At 44.9% G+C, this 24,968-nt stretch carries 22 protein-coding genes and 1 other annotated feature; of the genes, 12 read left to right on the forward strand and 10 right to left on the reverse strand.

The features are described from left to right. Nucleotides 1–24: 24 nt before the first annotated feature. From MHH46_RS06415 to MHH46_RS06425, 3 genes are read right to left on the reverse strand one after another with little or no spacing between them, the layout of a single operon-like run. Nucleotides 25–1,248, reverse strand: coding sequence for a Ger(x)C family spore germination protein (locus MHH46_RS06415; protein ID WP_076193012.1), 1,224 nt, complete (start codon nucleotides 1,246–1,248; stop codon nucleotides 25–27). Beyond that, entirely contained in the window at nucleotides 1,241–2,344 is a 1,104-nt protein-coding gene (locus MHH46_RS06420) for an endospore germination permease (RefSeq protein ID WP_076128078.1), read from the reverse strand. The genes MHH46_RS06415 and MHH46_RS06420 overlap by 8 nt, the downstream gene beginning before the upstream one ends. After that, nucleotides 2,337–3,950, reverse strand: coding sequence for a spore germination protein (locus tag MHH46_RS06425; protein WP_139330130.1), 1,614 nt, complete (start codon nucleotides 3,948–3,950; stop codon nucleotides 2,337–2,339). Before MHH46_RS06425 ends, MHH46_RS06420 begins: the two co-directional genes overlap by 8 nt. Before the next feature lie 170 nt (nucleotides 3,951–4,120). Here MHH46_RS06425 and recQ point away from each other — a divergent pair, with 170 nt between their 5' ends. Both recQ and MHH46_RS06435 read left to right on the forward strand, forming a co-directional pair. Beyond that, complete coding sequence (gene recQ, locus MHH46_RS06430) at nucleotides 4,121–5,956, forward strand: DNA helicase RecQ (protein ID WP_076193010.1); 1,836 nt, start codon at nucleotides 4,121–4,123, stop codon at nucleotides 5,954–5,956. A gap of 15 nt (nucleotides 5,957–5,971) precedes the next feature. Further along, nucleotides 5,972–7,879 carry a B12-binding domain-containing radical SAM protein gene (locus tag MHH46_RS06435; protein WP_076193008.1) on the forward strand — a complete coding sequence of 636 codons (1,908 nt, stop codon included), beginning with the start codon at nucleotides 5,972–5,974 and terminating at the stop codon, nucleotides 7,877–7,879. Nucleotides 7,880–9,232: 1,353 nt separating this feature from the next. On the opposite strand, the gene MHH46_RS06440 is transcribed toward MHH46_RS06435, so the two are convergent. The 4 genes from MHH46_RS06440 to MHH46_RS06455 are packed head-to-tail and all read right to left on the reverse strand — an operon-like array spanning nucleotide 9,233 to nucleotide 12,786. Beyond that, complete coding sequence (locus MHH46_RS06440; RefSeq protein WP_076128072.1) at nucleotides 9,233–10,183, reverse strand: alpha/beta fold hydrolase; 951 nt, start codon at nucleotides 10,181–10,183, stop codon at nucleotides 9,233–9,235. 27 nt (nucleotides 10,184–10,210) lie between these two features. Beyond that, nucleotides 10,211–11,179: a type I phosphomannose isomerase catalytic subunit gene (locus MHH46_RS06445; RefSeq protein WP_076193004.1), complete on the reverse strand. Its 969-nt coding sequence runs from the start codon at nucleotides 11,177–11,179 to the stop codon at nucleotides 10,211–10,213. Between the two features lie 48 nt (nucleotides 11,180–11,227). After that, the gene (locus MHH46_RS06450) at nucleotides 11,228–11,830 is read right to left on the reverse strand and encodes a class I SAM-dependent methyltransferase (RefSeq protein WP_076193002.1); all 603 of its coding nucleotides are present in this window, start codon (nucleotides 11,828–11,830) and stop codon (nucleotides 11,228–11,230) included. Further along, nucleotides 11,830–12,786, reverse strand: a complete 957-nt coding sequence (locus MHH46_RS06455) for a TIGR01212 family radical SAM protein (protein WP_076128066.1) — start codon at nucleotides 12,784–12,786, stop codon at nucleotides 11,830–11,832. Before MHH46_RS06455 ends, MHH46_RS06450 begins: the two co-directional genes overlap by 1 nt. Before the next feature lie 324 nt (nucleotides 12,787–13,110). Here MHH46_RS06455 and MHH46_RS06460 point away from each other — a divergent pair, with 324 nt between their 5' ends. Both MHH46_RS06460 and trmB read left to right on the forward strand, forming a co-directional pair. Next, nucleotides 13,111–13,290, forward strand: a complete 180-nt coding sequence (locus MHH46_RS06460; protein WP_036679526.1) for a hypothetical protein — start codon at nucleotides 13,111–13,113, stop codon at nucleotides 13,288–13,290. Nucleotides 13,291–13,485: 195 nt separating this feature from the next. Then, complete coding sequence (trmB, locus tag MHH46_RS06465; protein WP_036679523.1) at nucleotides 13,486–14,202, forward strand: tRNA (guanosine(46)-N7)-methyltransferase TrmB; 717 nt, start codon at nucleotides 13,486–13,488, stop codon at nucleotides 14,200–14,202. 92 nt (nucleotides 14,203–14,294) lie between these two features. On the opposite strand, the gene MHH46_RS06470 is transcribed toward trmB, so the two are convergent. After that, entirely contained in the window at nucleotides 14,295–15,410 is a 1,116-nt protein-coding gene (locus MHH46_RS06470; protein WP_076193000.1) for an MGDG synthase family glycosyltransferase, read from the reverse strand. A gap of 51 nt (nucleotides 15,411–15,461) precedes the next feature. Further along, complete coding sequence (locus tag MHH46_RS06475; protein WP_076128062.1) at nucleotides 15,462–15,989, reverse strand: phosphatase PAP2 family protein; 528 nt, start codon at nucleotides 15,987–15,989, stop codon at nucleotides 15,462–15,464. Between the two features lie 404 nt (nucleotides 15,990–16,393). Between MHH46_RS06475 and MHH46_RS06480 the strand changes: the two genes are divergently transcribed. The 4 genes from MHH46_RS06480 (at nucleotide 16,394) to rplT (ending at nucleotide 19,062) form a co-directional block, all read left to right on the forward strand. Continuing rightward, nucleotides 16,394–17,632, forward strand: a complete 1,239-nt coding sequence (locus MHH46_RS06480; protein ID WP_036679513.1) for a glycosyltransferase family 2 protein — start codon at nucleotides 16,394–16,396, stop codon at nucleotides 17,630–17,632. A gap of 78 nt (nucleotides 17,633–17,710) precedes the next feature. After that, nucleotides 17,711–17,855: a sequence feature (ribosomal protein L20 leader region), on the forward strand. A gap of 57 nt (nucleotides 17,856–17,912) precedes the next feature. Further along, the gene (gene infC / locus MHH46_RS06485; protein WP_036679510.1) at nucleotides 17,913–18,410 is read left to right on the forward strand and encodes a translation initiation factor IF-3; all 498 of its coding nucleotides are present in this window, start codon (nucleotides 17,913–17,915) and stop codon (nucleotides 18,408–18,410) included. Between the two features lie 60 nt (nucleotides 18,411–18,470). Then, nucleotides 18,471–18,671 carry a 50S ribosomal protein L35 gene (rpmI, locus tag MHH46_RS06490; RefSeq protein ID WP_036679507.1) on the forward strand — a complete coding sequence of 67 codons (201 nt, stop codon included), beginning with the start codon at nucleotides 18,471–18,473 and terminating at the stop codon, nucleotides 18,669–18,671. A gap of 31 nt (nucleotides 18,672–18,702) precedes the next feature. Continuing rightward, nucleotides 18,703–19,062 carry a 50S ribosomal protein L20 gene (rplT, locus tag MHH46_RS06495; RefSeq protein WP_036679505.1) on the forward strand — a complete coding sequence of 120 codons (360 nt, stop codon included), beginning with the start codon at nucleotides 18,703–18,705 and terminating at the stop codon, nucleotides 19,060–19,062. Nucleotides 19,063–19,191: 129 nt separating this feature from the next. On the opposite strand, the gene MHH46_RS06500 is transcribed toward rplT, so the two are convergent. Beyond that, nucleotides 19,192–19,734, reverse strand: a complete 543-nt coding sequence (locus MHH46_RS06500) for an acyl-CoA thioesterase (RefSeq protein ID WP_051491073.1) — start codon at nucleotides 19,732–19,734, stop codon at nucleotides 19,192–19,194. Nucleotides 19,735–20,043: 309 nt separating this feature from the next. On the opposite strand from MHH46_RS06500, the gene MHH46_RS06505 reads away from it, so the two are divergent. The 4 genes from MHH46_RS06505 to MHH46_RS06520 all read left to right on the forward strand — a co-directional run bounded on the left by MHH46_RS06505 (nucleotide 20,044) and on the right by MHH46_RS06520 (nucleotide 24,834). Beyond that, entirely contained in the window at nucleotides 20,044–21,093 is a 1,050-nt protein-coding gene (locus MHH46_RS06505; protein ID WP_076107271.1) for a BMP family protein, read from the forward strand. A 179-nt stretch (nucleotides 21,094–21,272) separates the two neighbouring features. Further along, nucleotides 21,273–22,811 carry an ABC transporter ATP-binding protein gene (locus tag MHH46_RS06510; protein WP_076192998.1) on the forward strand — a complete coding sequence of 513 codons (1,539 nt, stop codon included), beginning with the start codon at nucleotides 21,273–21,275 and terminating at the stop codon, nucleotides 22,809–22,811. Next, on the forward strand, nucleotides 22,804–23,877 hold the full coding sequence (locus MHH46_RS06515) for an ABC transporter permease (RefSeq protein WP_076107269.1): 1,074 nt from the start codon (nucleotides 22,804–22,806) through the stop codon (nucleotides 23,875–23,877). Before MHH46_RS06510 ends, MHH46_RS06515 begins: the two co-directional genes overlap by 8 nt. Then, nucleotides 23,878–24,834: an ABC transporter permease gene (locus MHH46_RS06520; RefSeq protein WP_036679496.1), complete on the forward strand. Its 957-nt coding sequence runs from the start codon at nucleotides 23,878–23,880 to the stop codon at nucleotides 24,832–24,834. Nucleotides 24,835–24,968: the final 134 nt, after the last annotated feature.

Raw genomic sequence — 24,968 nt, forward strand, 5'->3', positions numbered from 1 at the left:
AGTAGAGCCTCCCATAAACGTCATTTAATTTTGTTTAAGACCTACTCTGTCGATGTGAGTTTTCAACTTAACTTCAACACTGAGATTGGAATACTGCTGCTCCCAGTCATGTTTGTCACGAATATTGGCTTTCCAGTAGGAGGGAGCATATGCACGAATATATTCACCCATGCCAAAGACATCGGAATGCGCTTGTTGAGTTTCTTCGATAAGGTGGTTGAAAATACCGATCACTCTCTTTTGAAAAATATCTTCAATCTTTTCTAAAGAACGGCTGGAATCGATAGGGATATCACTACGTAAATGCTCATCTAGAGCCGCCTCTAAAGTGAGGTTATAAGTGATGTGAGGTTTGCCCTCTTTGAAATGAACCTTCACCCTCGTGAACCGGTCGTTGACCTTGAGCATCACCGGACCGAATTCATCAGCATAAAAAAGATCGGAGTATCCCCCGGGATTAATGCCCTTCATGGACATATATGCGCCAATCTCAATCGGAATCGTCGATCCGACCATCACTCCACCACTAAAGTAAGCTAGGCCTTTAATCATGATATTGTCTTCCTGATGTAATGAGACGTAAGGCAGATAACCACTTTCGCCCCATTTGGATTCTGCTGACCAGAATACACCTATATAATCAGCGGGGAATTTTCCTGATGTTACTGCTTTTTCCATGGTGGAGAGGATGTAAAGGGTCGGCACTCGCTGGAGCGGAGGATTAATATTCATAAATTTAGCAGCCTCCCCTTCGGATACTAGCAGCCAGGTCCGGCGACGAACTTCTGGATTTCGCCGCAAATAATCATTTAAGTCATTCATGCTTTTTTTTGCGATGTCCTCACTAATAATAATCACTCGTAAATGAATTAGATAACGTGGATCAGAAATTTGCTGCTGTAAATTGTTCATGGCGTCATCTAAGGTGTACCCGTACACTTCTACGACCCATACTGGATTTTGATTCACGCCTCCGCCTTCCCCCCCACTGCCTGGTCCGAGTGGAACTCTTCCCGGAACCGCAATTTGGGCGGTCACACGGATTTTGGGAAGGTTAATATTTGCGCTTTTAAGATGAGTGGTTTGATCATCATTTATTTTGCTGTCTGGAGGGACGGAATCAATGGATAACCCTAGCACCAATGCACGGTCTTCTATTTCAAGCTGGTCCCAGCACCCTGAGAGTAAGCCAGACATGAGTGAGAGAATAAATATAAGAACTACACGCTTGTAAATTTTTTTATTCATGAGAAATGGCTCCTTTATTTCGGATTAGAGAGACTAACCATAATAAAAGAGGATAGAAGGTCAAAAAAATCAAACCGATTATCGCTGTAATGCTAGCAAATGAATAGACCTGAAATATATTTCTCGGCAAAAGTGAAAAAGTGATGATAAGTGGAAGTAAGAAACTGGATATTAGGCGGTGATCCTTGTGCCGCAGCACTTGTTGCAGAGAGTATGCAGCTAAGTAGTAGTTCGTAAAGATGGAAGTGAATATAGAAACCACCCAAATTATTATAAAAAGAGCATCAAACCGTTCTAATAGTCCTGCGCCGATGGATATGGAGCGAGCTGCTTCTAGGGTTGGATAGGAAAGTAATTTGGTTTCTTGAGCTCCAAACATGCCTAAAGTGACCCAAACGATCATTACATAAATGAATCCAATGATACAAAGCGCAACAGTGCCTGCTTTAAGGATCTGTTGAGGTTTTTTCATTAAAGGAACCAGCAGGATGATGACAAATGTGCCCTGATAAAGGCCAGCGGACGTAATCGTTCCTTTGGAAAAGCTTGAAAAGGTGGTGTGATTTCCGGTGAGGGGTAGCAAGTTTAGAACATCAACATTTTTCATAGCTACCAAGGCAATTGCTATAACAGATAATAGAATAAAAGGTAAATAGAAAACATGGACATAAGTGAATTTCACAATATTTCTTCGGATTGATAAGGCAACCAGTAGGAGCATTAAGAGAATTACTGCTTCGATGGGTGTCTTTTTAAAGACAACCGCAATACATACTTCTCCGAATTGGCGCATGGTGATCCCGGCAGAGAAAGCAAAAAACAAAGAAATAAAAATGGAGAAAATATCCGCGAGCCCAGTTCCGAGAAGGCGGCGGCTGAATACGAACAACGTTTCGTTCGGGAATTTTCGGCAGACAGCTGCTGTAAACCAGCAACCCAAAAAAGCAACAGGTACACCAGAAGCAGTCACGAGCGGTGCACCACTGTCTCCGGCTTCAGCCATATAACGAGGAATACTTAAGATTCCTATTCCTATAATCGTACTAACGATTACAGCCATGACTTGGATCGTTGTTATGGGGCGGTTACTATTCATCAGCTTCACTTTTCTCCTTAAAAATCAGATCGGTATGCATTTTCGGAATATCCTTGGCAAGAAGATCAGGATCAGGTGTATTAAGAAAGCTTGGGCGGCTTCGCATCCACCATAAAGGTACCCGAACGATACTATCCTTAAGGTCCTTCCATATCGTAGGGACAAAGGGGGTCATGTAGGGAACGCCAAAAGATTCCAGGAATAATAAGTGGTTGATAATAACAATAGTGCCCAGCATTACTCCGTACAGGCCAAAGCAGCCTGCCAATATGATCAATGGAAATCTAAGCATTCTTGAAGAGATTGCGGCATTGTAAGCGGGTGTGGCAAAAGACCCTATGGTCGTTATAGCGACAACAACTACGGTGGTTGGACTCGCCAGACCTGCTGCTACGGCTGCCTGACCAATGACAAGCACACCTACAATAGAAAGAGCCCCGCCAATCATTTGCGGTAGGCGAATGGTTGCTTCGCGCAGCACCTCCATGAAGACTTCCATAATCAGAACTTCCAATACGGCTGGAAAGGGTACGCCAGCTCTTGCACCTGTTATTGCTACGGCGAACTCTGTCGGCAGTAGCTCAGGGTTGAAAGAGATAATGGATACATATAAGGCAGGGAAGAAAAGGGAAAATAATAATGCGATCAGGCGGATCATTCTTAGGAGGCTTCCTACGATAAAACGTTCCGTATAGTCATCCATCGTCTGAAAGAATTGGTTGAAAAGTGCCGGGACGATAAGGCAGAAAGGTGAGCCATCTACAAGGATGATGACTCGTCCTTCTAATAAAGAGGCTATAGATTTATCCGGACGTTCAGTTGGCTGAACCTGTGGAAACGGGGAAAGGGGATGATCCTCTATAAATTGCTCGATATACCCCGCATCAAGGATGCCGTCTACATTTATTGCTGATAATCTCTTCATCACCTTTTGAACTAGCCCTGGATCGGCTATTCCTTCGATATAACAAACAGCTACTTTTGAGCGCGTCCGTACGCCAAGAGGGGCAGTTACTACACGAAAATCCGGCGTTTGTAGTCGATAGCGAAGCAAAGAGATGTTGGATTCTAAATTCTCTATAAACCCATCACGTGAACCGCGTATAACTTGTTCAGTTTGAGGTTGCTCAATGCTACGATGCTCAATTTTACGCAGATTGAAGTAAAGTGCCTGATCCATTCCATCTATGATTAGAACTACATTTCCATCCAACAAGACGGAGACTAGAGTATTTAGGTCCTTAGTGCGGTTACCTTGTGTGACTTGTACAGTCATACTCCAGATGTAATCAGGTAAATCCTTTAGATCTTTTGGAATTTCTGAGTGGTCGGAGGAAACATTCATTAATGGCTTTAAAACATAGTTCTGAATTTGATTCTGGTCCACCACAGAAGAAAAAAAGATAATAGCCGCATCATATCTACCGTATACCTTGAAGTTACGGACAATAAGGTCGCTGTCTTCTCCAAAGACTTGTCGAATGAAGCTTATATTGCTCTTCAGGCTGGAATCCAATGGCTTTACTGGACGATTGTCCTGGGCAGAGGACTCGTTACGTGCAGGCTTTTGTTTAAAGGAGGTATATTTTTGTTTCCAATTTTGCACGGTCGCTCCACCTTTCTATGAAATCACGCTTATTAAAGCTTGGCTTAAAAGAAGACCTTTTATGTAAATATTTCAAAAGAAGAACAGGGTGATGATAGTTAAGAAGTGTTGCTCATTACACCATTGACCGCTAAACTAAAGATAGAAACGCCTAAGGAGTTATGAGAGATATGAAGATGCAAGCACCTACTATTGAACAGGCGCAGGCTGAGCTGCAAAAATATTACGGTTATCCAGACTTTCGGGATGGCCAGAAAAAGATTGTTCAGAACTTGCTGGAAGGACGCGACACACTGGGAATCCTCCCTACGGGTGGCGGGAAATCGATCTGTTATCAGGTTCCTGCACTGCTCCTGCCAGGGCTGACACTGGTGATATCACCACTGATCTCGCTGATGAAAGACCAGGTGGATGCGTTAACTACTGCGGGTATTCCGGCAGCCTTTATTAATAGCACGTTAAGCGGAAAAGAAGTGAATGAGCGGATTCGGGCTGCCCGGCGGGGCGATTTGAAGCTGCTCTATGTTGCGCCCGAAAGACTTGAGCTGGACTGGTTCCGTCTGGAAATGGCTGAGCTGTCTATTTCCTGCGTGGCTGTTGATGAAGCGCACTGTGTATCCCAGTGGGGACATGATTTTCGGACAAGTTATCTGTCGGTATCTCCATTTGTAGATGAGCTGCCTAAACGTCCGATCCTGGCAGCATTTACCGCCACGGCGACGCCGGAGGTTATGGAGGATATGGTCCGGCTGCTGCGCTTGCGCGAGCCGGGTATTTTCATGACGGGGCTAGGAAGAGATAATCTGGCAATGTCCGTGCTGCGGGGAGAGAACAAGCGGGAGTTCGTTATGGATTATGCGGCTACGCATTCTCACCAGCCGGGGATTGTATATGCGGCAACCCGCAAAGAAGTAGATGATCTGTATCAGAGGCTGCAAGCTTCTGGCATAGCGGCAGGTCGCTATCATGCGGGTATGAACGACCAGGAGCGGGCAGATAGCCAGGAAGGGTTCCTCTATGACGATATCCGGGTCATGGTGGCTACGAATGCCTTTGGGATGGGGATTGATAAATCCAATGTCCGGTACGTAATTCACTACAATATGCCCAAAAATATGGAAGCTTATGTTCAGGAAGCAGGTCGTGCTGGACGTGACGGGGAGCCGAGTGAATGTATTTTGCTGTTTAGTGCGCAGGATATTATGACGCAAAAGTTCCTGATCGAGCAGAATCCACAGGATACTGACCGTAAAGCTAACGAATATCGCAAGCTTCAGCAAATGATTGATTATTGCTATACTACTCGCTGCTTGCGCAGTGCCCAGCTGGATTATTTCGGGGAAGAGCATGGGGACAAGCCATGTGGTATCTGCAGCTCATGTACGGATGAACGAGAGCTAGTGGATATGACCGTCGATGCGCAAAAGATTTTCTCCTGCATCCACCGCATGCGGGAGCGTTATGGTGTAGCGTTGGTGGCATCTGTGCTGAAAGGCTCTCGCAATCAAAAGGTGATGCAGTACGGCTTCGATAAGCTGCCCACACATGGGGCGATGTCGAGCCGGACGGAGAAGGAAATCTCAGAGAGTATCAATGTGCTTATCTCAGAAGGGTATCTTGCCTTGTCGGAAGGCCAGTACCCTGTAGTACGGCTTCAGCCTTTGGCTGCCGAGGTCCTGCGCGGACAGCGTGAGGTGATGCAGCGTGTGGCACGGCCTTCGCGGACAGGTACAACATCCGGTACGAGAGTTCGTAGTCGGGGGCATGACCTGTCGCCATCAGCCGTCAATGAGACTGTCTTTGAGCAGCTGCGTCTTATCCGGCGTGAATTGGCAGGACGCGAGCATGTGCCGTCGTACATTATTTTTAATGATGCCACGCTGCGTGAGATGAGTGTGGTTTGCCCGCAGACCGAAGCGGAAATGCTGAGGGTAAAGGGTGTTGGGGAAGTGAAATACCGGAAGTACGGTAAGGCATTCTTAGAGTTTTTTCAAAATGAAATGTAGAAAAGGTCGTGTAGCATGAAAATCGTCCTGACCACGTTAAACGCTAAATATATTCATACCTCGCTCGCAATCCGCTTGCTAAAAGCGTACAGTGAGCATGAATTTAAGGATATTCATTTGGCAGAGTACACCATCAAAGATCCCGTGATGAATATTGTGTCCGACTTGTTTCAGAAACGGCCAGATGTGATTGGTTTCTCCTGTTATATCTGGAACATCGAAGAGACGCTGAAGCTGATTGGTATTCTTAAGCAAGTGATGCCTGAAGTTACGATTGTTCTCGGAGGACCGGAAGTTTCGTATGAGCCGCTTCATTGGATGAAAAGAGAAGCTGGCATTGATTTTATAGTTAATGGAGATGGGGAAGAGACGTTCCACCATTTGCTGCAGGAGCTAAGGGATGATCGTAAGTTTCACTTTGTGTATGGAGCCGCTTATCGCAAGGGAGAAGAGATCATTGTCAATCCACCACGTCCCAAAAGCGATCTGAATACCCTGCCTACGCCGCATCGTTTTCCTGAGGATATTCCAGATTTGAGTAAACGTATTGTTTATTTTGAGACAAGCCGCGGGTGCCCATTTAACTGCCAGTTCTGTTTATCCAGTATTGAGGTAGGCGTACGTTATTATGATATTGAACGAGTGAAATCCGATCTGCTTTATTTAATACAGAATGGCGCCAAAATCATTAAATTTCTGGATCGTACTTTTAATATCAACCGCAACTATGCGATGGAAATGTTTCAATTCCTGATCGATAATCATCAAGGCTGCGTGTTTCAGTTCGAAATTACCGCAGATATCATGCGGCCTGAAGTTCTGGATTTCCTATCTAAGAATGCGCCTCCGGGTATTTTTAGATTTGAAATTGGGGTGCAATCAACCAACGATGAGACGAATGAGCTTGTTAAACGCCGCCAGAATTTCAAAAAGCTGTCCCGTACCGTAATGAAGATTAAGGCAAGCGGCAATATCGATCAGCATCTAGATTTGATTGCAGGACTACCTATGGAGGATTACAGTACCTTCCGTAAAACTTTTAATGATGTATTCGTTATGGAGCCGGAAGAGCTACAGCTAGGATTCCTCAAAATGCTGCGGGGAACGGGGCTGCGGGCGCAGGCGTCTAAATATGAGTACACGTATATGGAACACGCACCTTATGAAATCCTTAGCAGTCATATGATGCCTTTCTCAGACATTATCCGTTTGAAGCGGCTTGAGGATGTGCTGGAGAAATACTGGAACAGCCACCGGATGGACCATACGGCCAAGTACTTGATCCGTCATGTATTTGATTCGCCATTCGATTTCTTTCAGGAGTTCGGTGACTATTGGGAGGAGAGAGGCTGGCAAAAGATTGGCCATCAGCTGGAAGATCTCTTCACCCGCTTGCAGTCCTTCCTGATAGATCGCGGGACGCCGTCTATGGATGTTATAACTGGCTTGATGAAGCTGGACTATTTTCTTGGACACAAGTACAAGCCGCGCAAAATCTGGTGGGATTTCTTGCTGGATAAGTCGGATTGGTCGAGCTATTTGAAAGATATCGCGGCTAATCCGGGTCAAATTTCTGCCCAGTTAGCAGAAGCAGGACTTAACGAAAGAGAACTGCAAAAGTATACTGTGCTGGAAGTATTGCCATTCTCGCTGGAAGCGGTGCTGGATTCCATCAGCGGCATGCGTGCCGATGAGGGCCTTGAGGATGGTGAAGCTGATATGGCTAATCTGGAGGTGTTGCCTTCGGCAGACTCGCCATTACAGGGAGCAGCAAATAGTAGTTTAGAAGAGACTATGCAAGCAGCAAGCTCGGCTTTAGCTGTAGCGGAGCCCGCTTCCATTAGGGAAGGACGCACGCTACTAATCGTAATGTATCAGCAGAACGAGAGCCAACGCGCTCAGTACTACACACTGCCTTTGTAATAGGCGGGTGGAAGGATAGACCGTTCCTTTATGGGACGGTCTATTTTTTGCCTTGGGCGATAGAGTCATCTGGATTCACAAGTGGCTGGGAAGGGGATGAGGTGGAGCTAGTGGCGATTGAGTCCGCATGTGGTGGAGGAGAGAGATGGTGGGGATAGTGACAACTGGGTCCGAAAGCGGTGAGTAACTCGACGCAGGCGGATCCAGCGGACCTTATACGTGGAATTATCTTGTTTTTTTGATGCTAACGGACCGCATAGTCGCTATTGGCACGAAACACACCCAATATGAACCTGTTTCGCATGAATAGCTGCACTGGAGTCCGAAACCTAGCTCGAAAGGCTATAAATTAGCAAATAGCGTCATCTGAGTCCGGAAGTAGCGGGGAAAGTAATGATGTGTAGTTAGTGACAACTGAGTCCGAAGCGGAGGAGGAAGATGATGATGATGTGTAGCTAGTGACAACTGAGTCCGAAACCTAGCTCGAATGTCTGAAAATAGCAAATAGCGTCATCTGAGTCCGAAAGCGGTGAGTAACCCGACGCAGGCGGACCCAGCGGACCTTATACGTGGAATTATCCTGTTTTTTGGATGCTAACGGACCGCATAGTCGCTATTGGCACGAAAAACACCAAATATGAACCTGTTTCACATGAATAGCTGCACTGGAGTCCGATATCTAGCTCGAAAGGCTATAAATTAGCAAATAGCGTCATCTGAGTCCAAAAGCGGCGGGGGAAGGTGATGATGTGAATCTAGTGACGATTGAGTCTGCAAGTGGTGGAGGAAGGTGATCAGCTGGAGACTGAGTCCGAAAGAAAGCGGAGGAAGAAGGTGATGATATGTAGCTAGTGACAACTGAGTCCGAAAGCGGTGAGTAACCTGACGTAGGCGGACCCAGCGGACCTTATACGTGGAAATATCCTGTTTTTTGGATGCTAACGGACCGCATAGTCGCTATTGGCACGAAACACACCAAATATGAACCTGTTTCGCATGAATAGCTGCACTGGAGTCCGATATTTAGCTCGAAAGGCTATAAATTAGCAAATAGCGTCAACTGAGTCCGGAAGTAGCGGGGAGAGTAATGATGTGTAGCTAGCGACAACCGAGTTTGTACGTGGAGGGGGAGAGCGATGAGCTGAAGACAGCGTCAACTGAGTCCGAAAGTGGTGGCGGAAGTTTATTTACTAAAGTTCAGATGCGCGGAGGAACTGGAGATTGTTAGATTGAGAAGTCTGCTGAGATAAGTTACGCAAACCGCAAAGAAGCGATCTCCCAAATACCGGGAGCATCGCTTCTATGTTGTCTCATTTCTCGTCTCATAAATTCACTAACAACTGCGCTTTTTTCTTAACTTATCTTAGCAACCTCTGAAGGAAGGTGGCGCTCTAACCAGTTGAGCACATCGGCTGTGACTTGATCTCGATTCACTTCATTTAGCATTTCGTGTCTGCCTTCTGGATAGAGTCGGAACTCAACGTCTGACACTCCTCGTTTCTTATACAACTCCGCAAGACGGGGAATGCCTTGACCGTTCATCCCGACAGGGTCCTTATCCCCACCGAATATATAAATGGGCTTACCTGTACATAATGTGCTAAGTGATTCCTCAGTATGGATCTCTCTTAGGAGGTGGAAGAAACCACGGAAAAAGCGTGTTGTACAAATAGCTCCGCAGAATGGATCGGAAATGTACTTATCTACTTCCGCAGTATCGCTGCTCAGCCAGTCAAATGTTGTTCTGACCGGGGAAAAGGCGCGGTTATAGCTGCCAAATACCAGACTGTTCAGCAGTACACTGCGATGATGCTCACCCTTTAGCTTAAGCTGCGCGCTAGCCAGAGATTCTCCAATACGCAGCATACTGCGTGGACCATTTGTCCCGCTTAGGATAAACCCTGAATAGATTTCGTTGCCTTCTTCGCACATGAGTTTTTGACCCAGAAAGGAACCCATACTGTGTGCGAATAAAATGATGGGCTTTCCTTCATGCTTGGAGAGTGCTGCGGCACCTACCTGCAGAAGATTGCGCCGCATCCAATAAAATCCGTCCTCCCCAACATCACCAAGCAGGTTGACTTGACCAGCGGTTCTACCATGTCCCCGGTGGTCATTGGCATATACTGCATAACCAACCCCGGTTAAAGCTTCCGCAAAACGAGCGTAGCGGGCAGCAGTTTCACACATCCCGTGTGAAATTTGCACGATTCCTCTAACTGGCACATCGGACTCAGGTAACCATTCATAGACATGGATGGTTACACCTATGGGATCCGTTAGAGTAAAGCTGTTTTCCTTCATGGTCCATTCCTCCTAAAGGTTCTCGACTTATGGTAAATAAGAGCGAAGCACAGTAGAATGACCCTCGATAGTATAACGGCCTAGGTTGGAAGGAATTAGATAACATTCCCCTGCGGCATAAGGCTGGGAGCCGCCTTCCCAAGTCAGATGTCCGCTGCCTTCGCAGATAACCAGAATAGTGAAGCTGTCTTCTGAAGTGGTGAGATCCCATGAACCATTTACGATCCCTTTTTCGACAATAAAATAAGGTGAAGCGGCGAGCTGCAGCCACTCTCCAGGCACTGCATGATCGGTCTTCATCGAAGTAGCGCCAGCGCCTTCATAAGCTGTAACATTCAGAGAATCCTCGATATGAAGCTCGCGTGGTTTTCCATCTAGACCTGGACGGTCGTAGTCATAAATACGGTATGTAGTGTCGGAATTCTGTTGAATTTCCGCTACAACGACACCAGCGCATAGAGCATGTACCGTTCCGGCAGGGATGTAGAAGGAATCGCCAGCGGAGACAGATACCTCTTGAAGGCTATCCATAACCGTGCCTTTTTCCAGTGCTTCGCGTAATGTTTCACGGTCTACACCTTCTTTAAGGCCGTAGATGATTTTTGCATCTGGCTTAGCGTCTAATACGTACCACATCTCTGTTTTACCCAGTTCACCTTTAGGCAATCCTACATAATCATCCGTAGGATGGACTTGAACGGAAAGGTTGTCGTTGCAATCCAACAATTTGATCAAGAGTGGAAATCTTCCACCAGTTTCTGATATTCCCTTGCTTCCGAACCACTCGTGACCAAATTGCTCACGAATTTGATCCAGACCTTGTCCAGCTAATTCTCCATTAACCACCGAAGATGTTCCATTCGCATGATCGGCAATCATCCAGCCTTCACCAATATGACCTTCTGGTAGATTCAGGCCGAATTTCTCCAGCGCGCGGCCACCCCAGACACGTTCTTTAAACTCCGGTTGAAATTTTAAAGGATATGGTTGTGTCATTCGTAATCTTCCTTCCCAATTACAAGATTGTTTGATTGTTTACAAAGCTTAAGATGGGGAACCTTTTTTCTTCTCGAGGGCAATTACATAAGGTGTGTCCGTGCGCTGCAACTGGCGGTATACAATGCTCTGCGCTACCTTAGGGGAAACAGTCGCAGCCCAAGCTTCAACAGCGGCGGCTTCGAGATCTCCGCCTGCATGGCCAGGATACAGTACAGCCGTAATAATTCCCCCCGGACGCAGCAGCTGGAGTGAAGCTTCCAGGGCTGCAATAGAGCTATCCGGCTCAGTAATGATATTCTTGTCGGCATCGCCTGAAGGCAGATAGCCAAGATTGAACATTACAGCACCAACGGTGCCTGGCCAGTTAGCCGGGACGGCTTCTGCCATTTCGGCATGGCTGCGTTCCAGTAAGGTAACGGCAGAGAGTGAGGAAGTGTCCTCCCGCGTAAGCCGGAGACGTTCTTCTGCCAGCTTCAGCGCCGCAGCTTGAATGTCAAAGCCGTAGACTTCGCCACGAGCTCCGGTTGTTTTGGCTAGAAAAAGCGTGTCAGCACCAGTACCTACAGTTGCATCAATCGCACGGTCACCTAAAGTTAGCCGCTCAGAGATTAATTTATGAGCAAAGCTTAGAACGGACATAAAGCCCATTAGCCCTTCCTCCAATACTTACCCTGCCAAGTATCACGAGCAACAAGCTCATCGTCAATGGCATTTAGCACTTCCCATTTCTTGAGACTCCACATCGGTCCAACTAAGAGATCCCGTGGGGCATCTCCAGTCAAGCGATGAACAATCATCTCAGGGGGCAGAATTTCAAGTGAATCAGCAATCAGCTTCACATACTCGTCCTGTTCCATGAATCGGAGCAATCCTGCTTCATACTGCTTCACCATTGGTGTTTTGCGCATGAGATGCAGAAGGTGAATCTTAATTCCCTGCACATCCATGCGAGCTACAGCAGATACCGTTTCGAGCATCATTTCGTGCGTCTCCTGTGGGAGACCGTGAATGATATGGGTACAGATTCGAATATCGTGACGGCGCAGCTTCTCCACAGCCTCCACATAACACTGCGTATCATGCGCCCGGTTAATAAGCTCAGAAGTGGAGTCATGTATAGTCTGAAGACCCATCTCTACCCAAAGATACGTACGCTTGTTCAGCTCTGCTAAATATTCGACCACATCATCCGGCAGACAGTCAGGGCGAGTAGCAATAGACAATCCAACGACACCAGGCTGCTGCAAAATAACTTCGAAATATTCTCTCAGCTCTTCGACCGGAGCGTACGTATTAGTATAGGCTTGGAAGTAACCGATATATTTAGCATTTGGCCATTTCAGATGCTGTCTGTCACGGACGTTATTGAATTGTGTGACTAGGTCATCTCGGCGGCTTCCGGCAAAATCACCAGAACCTCTGGCACTGCAAAATGTGCAGCCTCCCTTAGCAATGGAGCCGTCACGATTGGGACAGGTAAAGCCTGCATCAAGCATAACTTTGAATACCTTGGTGTTCATGTGTTCACGCATTTCGTAATTCCAAGTATGAAAACGTTTATCTCCCCAAAGTTGCGGAGGAGAAGTGTATTGAAGATTAGACACGAGAAGCCCCTTTCTGAAAATATAATTATGGATAAGATTCCTTATCCTTATATTTTTCTGAGACAGATGGCGTCCTTATCCCAGAGAACGCACAGCCGTTTCTTATAATCCAATACATTGTATCAAAAAACCGAGCTCGGCGTAACATTGACTCCTCATAACGGCATGAAAAATAGGCAGGAAATAAGGCGCTTTCAGCTTGAAAATGCTTACATAGTATGTTATATTCAGAGTGTGAAAAGCTGCTGTGGCATAAAGAAATTCATCCAAGAGTTCATAATTTCGTGTCGTCCGATCCATAATAATAACCGTGAGGTGATAGCAATGAATTCTCAAACGGTATATGCTGAGGGTAAAGATTCGATTGAAGTCCACTTAACACCAGATGAAGCCCTTGCACTAACGGGCGTGGAATTTAACGGCAACCCTAAGATCAAGACAGATGCGCAGCGCAAAATTCGTAGCGCATTCGAAAAAAAGACATTTGCCACAAACACAAAGTAAATCCTGATTTGCCAGACAAGAACGAAATCTATTCCAATATACAACAACGAAGGAATTCCTCTGAACAGCTCATTTAAGAGCTGAACCAGAGAATTCCTTTTTCTTTTTTACCGCAATCCCTTTACTTTTTGGGACAATTTCGGCACAATATTGCAAGTGACAGTTATCGTATAAGAGATAATCGGAGGAATACCTATGCGTTTACGCGGAAGAAAAGGAATACGTGAAAGTTTGGAAGAACAGACGGATTTAGTCATTCTAGATCCTCGGAGTTATAAAGGTGAGTGGTCCAAGCTGTTCGGTAACGATCATCCGATCCATGTGGAGTTCGGAATGGGCAAAGGACAGTTTATCAGCCAAATGAGCTTTAAATATCCTGATATTAACTTTATCGGAGTGGATATGTATGATGAGCTGATCCGCCGTGCTGGAGATAAGGCTAGAGCAGTATGGGAGCCGGCAGGACATGAAACACCGCCTAACCTGAAATTGGCACTTGCAAATATCGATTATGCTGAGGAAGTATTTGCTCCGGGAGAGCTTGAACGGATTTATCTTAATTTCAGCGATCCGTGGCCTAAAAGCAAGCATGCCCGGCGTCGTTTGACACACCCGCGTTTTCTTGACAAATATCGCGGTTTGCTTAGCGATCTAGGTGAAATTCATCTAAAAACAGATTCTCGCAGTCTTTTTGAGTTCTCATTAAATGCCTTTGCGGACTTTGGCTTGCAGATGAAAAATATTTCTTTGGACCTACATGCAGATGGCATCATCAACGAGGATCATATCATGACAGAATATGAGACGAAATTTGTCGGACGTGGCGTGAATATCCATCGTTGCGAGGCAATTGTTGGTGCAGAAGCACTCAAACAGTATCAGGCTACCCGATTGGATAAATATCGGCTGTAGTTACAAAGCACTGCTTCAAATGGCATGCTTCAATAATAAAGCGGCAACTCTCCAAGTAAAGTAGTTTGGAGGCTGCCGCTTTTTTAAATTAACTATTCCAATAATTCAATGATACTCTGAGCACATTGTAAAGGATGGTAGCGCGCAATTTCTTCAAGATGAAGTTTGCGCTTGTTTTGCACATCCTCATAGTTGTTTAAGAGGCGCTCCATCCACATTTCGACAACCTCTAAAGATTCGATGGGTTCTCCGAACCCGGCTGCAGTAAAGTAGCGGCAATTCTCCTCCTCCTGCCCGGGAAGAGGGTGATGGAAGAGCATCGGAATACCTTTTGCAAGCCCTTCACTGCAGGTCATTCCTCCCGGTTTTGTAACCAGCAGATCGGATACCTCCATCAGCTTGTGGATTTCACGCGTAAAGCCGAGTAAGGAGATATTAGGATGATTATAATGCGGGTCTTCTTTCATTTCCTTTAGCAGCTGTTCGTTATTGCCGAGACAGAAAACAATCTGAATCTTGTCACGCCATTCCGCCAGACAAGCATTTACGACTTGGTCGTTCATGATTCCCCAGCCTCCGCCCATGACAAGAACGGTTGGCATCTCCCGCAGATTGAATTGCTCTCGAATCTCCTGCTTTCCGGGATGCTTCCAAAAATTAGGGTGTATCGGTATACCTGTTACCTGAATTTTCGTGGCAGGAATATTTCGGCTGCGCAATTTGGATTTAACCTCAGGTGTTGAAACCAGGTAAAGGTCTACCTCTGGGCTAATCCAGGTTGCATGCGCATCATAATCGGTTATGACGGTGACGAGCGGCACATTTAGGGTAGGATCCAATCTCTTTAGGCGGGACACTACAGCACCTGGAATAAAATGTGTGCAGACAATTACGTCGGGTTTCAGTTGTCTCACAATATTTTTGGAATGCGTATAAAATATACGATGCAAGGCAAGCGTGGTAAGACGATTGAATGATTTCTGGTGACGGTAGACATAACCCATCAATTTTGGCTGTGTCGTTACCGTCTTTCGGTAAGCAGACAGAATAATAGGTGCCATCTTGGGGTTTAAAAAATTTCCAAGTTCTAGCACCTTCGTTTGTAAATTAGGCGATAATTGGCGCAGACTGCTCGACAACGCATAAGCTGCTTGTGTATGTCCGGCGCCAAAACCTTCCGAGAGTATTAAGATTCTTTTTTTACGCAATGTTGATTCACCTATTCTCAAGGGTTTTCCCGGTTATTAACAATAAATGCTTTACATCCATAAGGCTATAGTACCAGCTGCTACGCAGGAACCGATCACTGCGCCAGCTATAACATCTGATGGATAATGCAATCCAAGATAAATACGAGAAAATCCGACAATACAAGCTAGCGGCAGCAGAATAACGGTCAAAGCAGGAAACGCCAGCATATAAGGGACCGTAGAAGCAAAGATAGCTGTAGTATGACCAGATGGAAAAGAATGATCCTTTAATGGATTACGAAAAGTATTGGTTTCCGGTAACGCCAGATAAGGACGCATACGCGGGTACAGTTTTTTGGCGATAGCTACGGGTATATGGCTGACAGCTAGTGCTGTTAAGGCTTGTAAACCTGTAGTTCTCCAAGGCTCAGGAGCTAATACCCATACCAGTATATTGATAACAATCGTGCTTGTAGCTCCACCCAAATGAGTAAGGTAAAAGAGCCAAAAGTTCAAAAAACGATTATGCATTCGTCCGTTGATCCACTTAAAAAGATGCCGCTCCCAGAGATGTAGTTTCATGAATAAATGTCTCATATCTAATTCCCTCCGCTAGTCCGGCTACCGTTAACAGATGTTAATGCAGTAATCCGTTCTATAGCTTAGATCTGTCTTAATCATACTTTTTAAAGGTAGTTCATTTCAAGGAAAAGCTCAGGTTTACACGAAATTTGCCAGTTTTGACTTAGAGCACTATTACGCTTTACAATGATTCAAGCAGACTAAACCTGTTTAAAAGGGTAAGAGATAAATAAGGATTCAAAAAAAGGAATCCATAGAATTCTTTTAAACAGCATATATAAAAATTGTGAAGTCTGCCGAGAATAAGAATACTCTTGGTCTATTGTTAAGGGATGCAACAAAAGGGTCAGAAAGAACGTCAAGCAAGCTAGAGAGAAAAAAAGAACACCAAGAGTGAAAAAAGGGGGCATCAAAAGGTCATGACAGACGCACTGTTTGTTACGCTCCAAGTGATCTTGGCAGCAATCGCAGTCTATCAGTTTACGTTTTCATTATTCGGACTGCACAGGAAAAAGAAAAAAACGCAGTATAAGCCGGAAAAATCTTTTGCCGTACTTGTTGCCGCACATAACGAGGAAGAAGTTGTCGGCGCATTAATGGAGAATCTGAAGCAGCTTAATTATCCATCAGAACTGTACGATGTATTTGTAATTTGTGACAATTGTACAGACGGTACAGCTCGCATCGTTAGAGAACACGGCATGAACGCTTGTGTCCGCACCAATGCAAATCTGAGAGGTAAAGGCTACGCAATAGAATGGATGCTTAAAGAGCTGTGGGCTATGCCGCGGCAATATGATGCTGTTGTCATGTTCGATGCTGATAACTTGGCGCATACTGAGTTCCTGATGGAGATGAATAATGATCTTTGTTCAGGTGCACGGGTAATCCAAGGTTATATCGACACCAAGAATCCAGAGGATTCCTGGATTACAGCTGCTTATGGTATTTCGTACTGGTATATTAACCGTTTGTGGCAACTTTCACGCCATAATTTAAATATGGCTAACTTCCTTGGCGGAACGGGAATGTGTTTTGAGACCACACTTCTTAAAGAAATGGGCTGGGGAGCTACAAGTTTGGTCGAGGACTTGGAGTTTACGATGCGTAGTGCAGCACATGGTGTATATCCTAAGTTCAATTATGATGCAAAGGTATTTGATGAGAAGCCGTTAACCTTCAAGGCTTCCTCAAGACAGCGTCTGCGTTGGATGCAGGGGCACTTCACTGTTGCTCGCCGTTATTTTTTCCCATTGCTTTGGCAAAGTATTAAAGAACGCAGCTTAACGAAGTTTGACCTCGCGCTTTATGGAGCGAATGTATATATTGTATTGCTCACTTTTTTAATGACGGCGGTAATGTGGGTGGATATGGCGTTCTTTAACGGACCGAATATCGCTAACATTTACGGCAGCTTGCCGATCTGGCTCAGCTTCCTAGCTATTGGCGCCAATCTGGTGACTTTTGGTATTGCGATGGCATTGGAGAAGGTTACGTTCAAGAAAGTATATGCTTATCTTGTATTCTTCCCGATCTACTTGATCTCGTGGTATCCGATTACGTTCTATGCGTTCTTCACGCAGAACAATAAGCAATGGAGCCATACCAAGCATACTCGCGTAGTACGACTTGAAGAAGTACAAAGTAAGCAGGTATAAAATTCACGAAATTTCTGCATAAAAGGATTGACACCCCAAATAGTGTGGTGTATAGTATTCAAGTACGCAAATCATAGGGATTGCAAGAAGAAGCACCTGCTTCTCACCTGACTGGCATATTCGCCGGCTGGTTTTGATCTCAATGCTTTATGAATGTTAATGTTCATGAACGTTGATCAAACACGGGGTGTCGGGTGTTACCGGCACCCCTTTTTTATGGAGTTACGTGAGAATAGTTGTTAAAAAGATCCGGAGGTGGAGAGTTATCAGTAAGGAACATATGATCAATGATGAAATTCGGGCCAAAGAGGTACGGTTGGTTGGTGCGGAAGGTGAGCAAATCGGAATTAAACCGATCCGCGAAGCGCTGCAAATGGCGATCGATCTTAATCTGGATCTAGTCAATGTAGCACCACAGGCTAAGCCGCCGGTATGCCGCATCATGGATTACGGCAAGTTCCGTTATGAAACGCAGAAGAAAGAGAAGGAAGCGCGTAAAAACCAGAAGGTCGTTGATATCAAGGAAGTCTGGTTCCGTGCTAACATTGAGGAACATGATTATCAAACTAAGTTCCGCAATGTGATCAAGTTCTTGGGTGAGGGCGATAAAGTGAAGTGCTCCGTACGTTTCCGCGGACGTGAGATTACACACGCGAATATCGGCCAAAAAATCCTCGAACGAGTGAAGAACGAAGTGGCTGATATATCTGTTGTTGAGCGCCAGCCAAAGCTGGAAGGCCGCAGCATGATTATGATTTTGGCTCCTAAAGCTCAATAAATCTGGAGTCACTTGCTTATCTGCAATTTGGCGCCGCATAATATTCAAGGAGGAAACACCATGCCTAAGATGAAAACACACAGCAGCCTGAAAGGCCGCTTCAAAATTACCGGAACTGGTAAAGTAACACGTTACAAAGCTCACAAAAACCACTTGCTGTCCCACAAATCTAAACGCGCTAAGCGCGTTCTGAACGGAAATCCAGTAATGGCCCCTGGGGATGTAAGACGTTTGAAACAAGGATTGGCTAACTTGAAATAGTTTATTACACATTTTTGGGAGGTTTATTAATATGGCAAGAGTTAAGGGCGGATTTGTAGTTCGTCGTAAACATAAAAAAGTGTTGAAATTGGCAAAAGGTTATTTCGGTTCTAAACACCGTATTTTTAAAACAGCTAAAGAACAAGTAATGAAATCGATGGTTTACGCTTACCGCGACCGTCGTCAAACCAAACGTAACTTCCGCAGACTGTGGATCGTTCGTATTAATGCAGCAGCTCGTTTGAACGGTCTTTCTTACAGCAAGCTTGTATACGGCCTGAAATTGGCTGGTGTAGAAGTTAACCGTAAAATGCTGGCTGATCTGGCTGTGAATGATCTTAACGCATTCAACTCCTTGGCTGGTATTGCTAAAGAGAAAATCAACGCGTAAGTGTTGTAATATAACCGAAAAGCACCGCCTGCGGGTTGCCCATGCAGCGGTGCTTTTTTGTGCGGTAAGATAGGGATGGAGCAGCGTTGACATTCCCTACATAAAAGAAAAAGCTCTGCATCTGCAGAGCTATTCCCAGTACTTTATGGTGTTTAATTGAGCGGCGAGTTTTTTGCTGATATTGCGGCGAACTTTTCGTAGCTCGGAACGTTCATTAGCAGATTCGTTGATCAGCTTCTCTTCGTCTGTCTCTGGGATGATAGCTGGGACCGGAGTAGGCGTGCCATCCTCTTCGACTGCGACAAAGGTTAGGAATGAAGTAGCAGCGACAGCGCGCTCTCCAGTATATAGATTTTCTGAAATGATCTTCACAAACACCTCTATGCTTGTCCGTCCGGTCCAGGAGACGAAGGATTCAAAGCATACGGAGTCAGTAGGGCGAATGGGTCTCAAGAAGTCTACAGAGTCTGTAGAGGCTGTGACGACGTTAGTTCGACAATGGCGCATAGCTGAAATGGAGGCTACTTCATCAATGCCGCTCATAAGCTTGCCACCGAATAATGTTTTGTGATTATTGACATCATTAGGGAAAACGCGTCCGGTTTTGAAGACACGGGATTCACGGCAATATTTGAAGGCCGGTGTTGTTTGTGGATTTATTTCTTCGGTCATGATCTGATAACTTCCTTTCAGTGCAATTACTAAGGAATCATAATAATAGAAAACACTTAAGTGTGCAATAATATTTGTAATGTGTTGGAATACTATACAGAGTAAAATCAGGGTTTCTGACATTAACCAGACATAACTGTAACATGCTATGTCATGGAAAGCGGTTACTTGCTAAAAAGTGCAAATTATTATTGACCTGAGGTCATTTATGCACTGGATTTTAGATTTTATTGCAGTTATAATTTGAACTAATGGAATGTCCAAGCAGAACACAGAAGACATCCAATATTTTAAGGGGGATTACATTCAATGAAAAAAGGTTTAAAGCTATCTCTTGCAATGTTGCTGTCTCTTACAGTCGTTTTGACAGGCTGTGGAAACAACAATAACAACGCCGCTAAAGGTGAAACTAATGCAGGAACCAATGCAGGAACAAACGCACCTAAATCCGATTTCAAATTTGGTATGGTTACTGACATTGGTGGCGTAAACGATAAATCGTTTAACCAATCCGCATGGGAAGCATTGCAAGCTCTTGAAAAAGAAACAGGTAGTGGCGTTAAGTACTTGCAAAGTAAATCAAATGCTGACTATGAGCCAAACCTTAACTCCTTCGTTAAAGATGGATACAACTTGACTTGGGGTATTGGTTTTGATCTTGGCGACGCAATTAAAAAAGTAGCTACTGAGAACCCAAATGCTAACTTGGCTATCATTGATAGCGTAGTTGAAGCTCCTAACGTAGCTTCCGTTACTTTCTCCGAAAATGAAGGTTCCTTCTTGGTTGGTGTGGTTGCTGGTCTGACTACAAAAACTAACAAAGTTGCATTCATCGGTGGTCTGGAAAGCCCTGTAATCAAACGTTTTGAAGCTGGCTTTAAAGCTGGTGTAGCAGCAGTTAACCCTTCAGCTAAAGTAACACCTACTTATGCTGGTGGTTATGACAAACCAGACGTTGGTAAATCTCTTGCGGCTACATTGTATAACGACGGAAACGACATTATCTTCCCTGCTGCTGGACAAACAGGAAATGGCGTATTCAACGAAGCTAAAGCTCGTAACAAAGCAGGCGGTACTAAAGTATGGGTTATTGGTGTAGATAAAGACCAATCCATCGAGTTTGGTACTGACGTTACTTTGACTTCCATGATCAAACGTGTAGACGAAGCTGTTCTTAAAGTTTCTAAAGAAGTAATTGACGGTACGTTCAAGGGTGGTACTACAACCGTTCTTGGTCTGAAAGATAATGGTGTAGGTATTTCTGATACTAAGGACAACGTTTCTGAAGAGATCCTGGCTAAAGTTGAAGAATACAAAAAACAAATCATTGATGGAACAATCACTGTTCCTTCCGAGTAATAGTTAGTCTCCATTTATTGCATTACAATAAGGATCAAAGAATAAGGCCGGTGTTGTGCTGGCCTTATTCCTTGTTAAAGCACTGGTTATGATAAGAGGAACATAGATATACCGCCTTACAAAGGGCGGTACATCCGTGTCTATAAGGTAGTTATATATTCTGTGATGAGGGTGATTCCATGAGTGCTGCGGCTCCTGTCGTAGAGTTGAAGCAAATCACAAAACGCTTTCCCGGTATTGTTGCTAACGATTCCATTAGCTTGACGCTTAAAAAGGGTGAAATCCTTGCATTGCTTGGTGAGAATGGTGCAGGCAAGTCCACTTTAATGAACATTGTATTTGGATTGTATCAACCGGATGAAGGCAGTATTGAAATCGACGGGAAACCGGTTATTATTGATAACCCCAATAAAGCTATTGAGCTTGGTATTGGTATGGTTCATCAGCATTTCAAGCTTGTGGAGCCTTTTACGGTGACCGAGAATATTGTTCTTGGGATGGAGCCGAAAAAAGGTCTTAAAATTGACTATAAATCCGCTGCGGAACAGGTTCGGAAGCTATCGGAGCAATATGGCCTGCAAGTGAATCCAAATGCCGTTATTCATGACATTTCGGTAGGTATGCAGCAAAGGGTAGAAATTATGAAGACCCTGTACCGTGGAGCGGATATTCTCATATTTGATGAGCCGACCGCAGTACTTACGCCTCAAGAAATTACGGAACTCATGGCGATTATGAAGCGGCTTGTTGCAGAGGGAAAATCCATTATTTTGATCACGCATAAGCTTAAAGAAATCATGCAAATATCTGATCGGGTCACCATTATTAGACGTGGGAAAGTAATTGATACTGTGAATACCGCAGAGACCAATCCTAATGAGCTAGCTGAAAAAATGGTTGGGCGTGGCGTAACTTTCAAAGTGGACAAGAAGGTTCCTGAGGTTGGCCAATCTGTACTCAAACTGAAGGATGTCAGCAGTAAGAGTAAAGATGGGGTCTCCGTACTGGATGGTCTTAGCTTTGAAGTAAAAGCAGGGGAAATTCTCGGGATTGCTGGCGTAGATGGTAATGGACAAAGTGAGTTGATCCAGGCCATTACAGGTCTGCGCAAAATTGATTCGGGTTCGATAACCGTGTCTGGCAATGAAATTGCTAATTTATCACCGCGGAAGGTTTCAGAGATGAATGTCTCTCATATTCCTGAGGACCGCCACAAGCATGGGTTAGTGCTTGATTTCACCATGAGTGAGAATATGGTTTTGGAAACCTATTATAAGAGTCCTTACAACAAAAATGGCTTTTTGCAAAATGATGTCATTGATAAGTACGCAGCGAAGCTTATAGAGCAATTTGATGTACGTACACCTTCAATAGAGACCAAAGCACGTTCTTTATCCGGCGGAAATCAACAGAAAGCGATTATTGCGCGGGAAATAGATAAAAATCCGACATTGTTAATTGCCGCACAACCTACACGCGGTCTAGATGTTGGGGCTATTGAATTTGTTCAGAAGCAACTCATAGCTCAGCGTGATCAAGGAAAGGCTGTTCTACTTATTTCCTTTGAATTGGACGAGATTATGAACGTCTCTGACAGAATCGCTGTTATCTATGAAGGGAAAATTGTCGGTGAAGTGTTCCCGCAAGATACGAATGATCAGGAACTGGGTCTTATGATGGCAGGCAGCTTGCAGCGGGGAGGTAAGGCAGTTGAATAAGTTCAAAAAAATCTTCACAACTGACAGCTACATCGTTCCTCTGGTTGCCATCGTGCTTGGTTTTCTTGTGGGAGCAATAGTTATGCTTCTGGGCGGTTATGATCCGATAACTGCTTACTCCGCACTGTTCAAACGTGTGTTTGGTAATTTGTATAACTTTGGTGAAGCTGTGCGCGAAATGACACCATTAATGCTTACAGGGCTAGCCGTAGCTTTCGCATTCCGTTCAGGGATGTTTAATATCGGGGCAGATGGCCAAGTAATGATTGGTATGACAGCGGCAACAGTGGTGGGTATTAAGATGGCAGGTCTGCCATCCTTCCTGCTTGTCCCGCTTGCTGTAATTATTGCGGGTGTCTGCGGTGGTTTATGGGCAGGGATTGCCGGTTATTTGAAAGCAAAACGTGGGATTAACGAAGTTATTACCACAATCATGTTAAACTGGATTGCTCTTTACCTGTCGAATTATATCGTTAGAAACTTTTTGTTGCTTCCAGGACAAAATCGTTCCGAGGATATTCCGGCCTCGCTTTCCATGACCTTTTTGAATTCGATATTTGATAATGCACGTCTACACTGGGGTACAGCTATTGCTCTTGCTGCAGCGGTATTCTTCTATGTGTACTTATGGAAGACCAAGCAGGGCTACGAAATGCGTGCAGTTGGTTACAATCCACATGCTGCCGAATATGCAGGGATGAATGTTGGACGTAACGTTATGAAGGCAATGTTCATAAGTGGTGTATTCGCCGGTCTGGCCGGAGCAGGAGAGGTGCTTGGTGTATTCCATTATCAAGCTATTTTCGCGGCATCGCCAGGATATGGATTTGATGGTATCGCTGTTGCTCTTCTTGGTTTAACACATCCACTTGGTGTTATTCTGGCTGCGATTCTCTACGGTACGCTGACTTATGGTTCTGCGGGTATGAGTTTTGCTGCAGATGTTCCACCAGAGCTTATTCGTATCGTTATTGGTTCAATCATATTCTTTATTGCGGCACAAGGGATTGTGCGCTGGGTGCTTAAGCCCTTTTACTTCAAGCGCAAGAAAGAGAAGGTGTTATAGATGGATCTGCAGACGTTAGGTCAACTGCTTAATACAACGCTTGTTTTTTCCACAGCGCTCATTTTTGCCTCACTTGGCGGCATCTTCTCTGAACGTTCCGGTGTCGTAAACATTGGACTTGAAGGTTTGATGATGTTTGGTGCCTTTGCGGCAGCAGTAGGCGGTTATTATGCTCAGGACGCTGGAATGGGCGAATGGGCTCCTTGGGTTGGTGTACTCTGTGCTATAGCTGTTGGTGTGCTAGGCTCACTAATTCATGCGGTTGCATCTATAACCTTTAAATCTGATCAGACGATTAGTGGTACGGTTATTAACTTTTTAGCTGCAGGAAGCACGCTCTATATGGTAAAGCTCCTGTTTGATGGATCAGCTGAAACTCCGATCATTGATGGGTTTAGCAAGGTTGCAATTCCTGGGCTCTCCAAAATCCCAGTGATTGGTGAAGGGATTTTTAATTCCTATCCTACAACTTATCTGGCCATAATACTGGTCATCGTTATTTATTTGGTTCTGTTTAAGACGCCATTTGGATTGCGTTTGCGTGCAGTAGGTGAGCATCCAAGTGCTGCAGATACACTGGGTGTAAAAGTTAATCGGATGAGATATATCGGTGTAATGTTGAGTGGATTGATGGCGGGTATTGGTGGAGCTACAATCACTTTAACAACAACCGGAACCTTTGGACATAATACAATCTCTGGTCAAGGTTTTATCGCCATTGCAGCGATGATCTTTGGGAAATGGAATCCACTTGGTGCCTTTGGTGCAGCGGTATTCTTCGGATTCTCCCAAGCGATTCGCAACTATGTTCAATTGTATGAGTGGTCACAAAATATTCCTCAAGAGTTTATCTTTATGATCCCTTATGTACTGACTATCATCGTGCTGGTAGGGGCTGTAGGCCGTTCCTCTGCTCCTAAGGCATTAGGACAGCCATACGATCCTGGTAAGCGATAGACATGTAACTATTCAAAGCCGTATTTCCGGTCTTTTCCCGGAAATACGGCTTTTTTATTAGGATCAGCAAGGATAAACATTGAGGCAGGAGGGCAAGTGTACAGGCGAAGGTCCTTTCCATCGAATAGACTGTT

It is taken from the genome of Paenibacillus sp. FSL H8-0175, from assembly GCF_045040615.1.
GTDB classification, from domain to species: Bacteria; Bacillota; Bacilli; order Paenibacillales; family Paenibacillaceae; genus Paenibacillus_AQ; species Paenibacillus_AQ odorifer.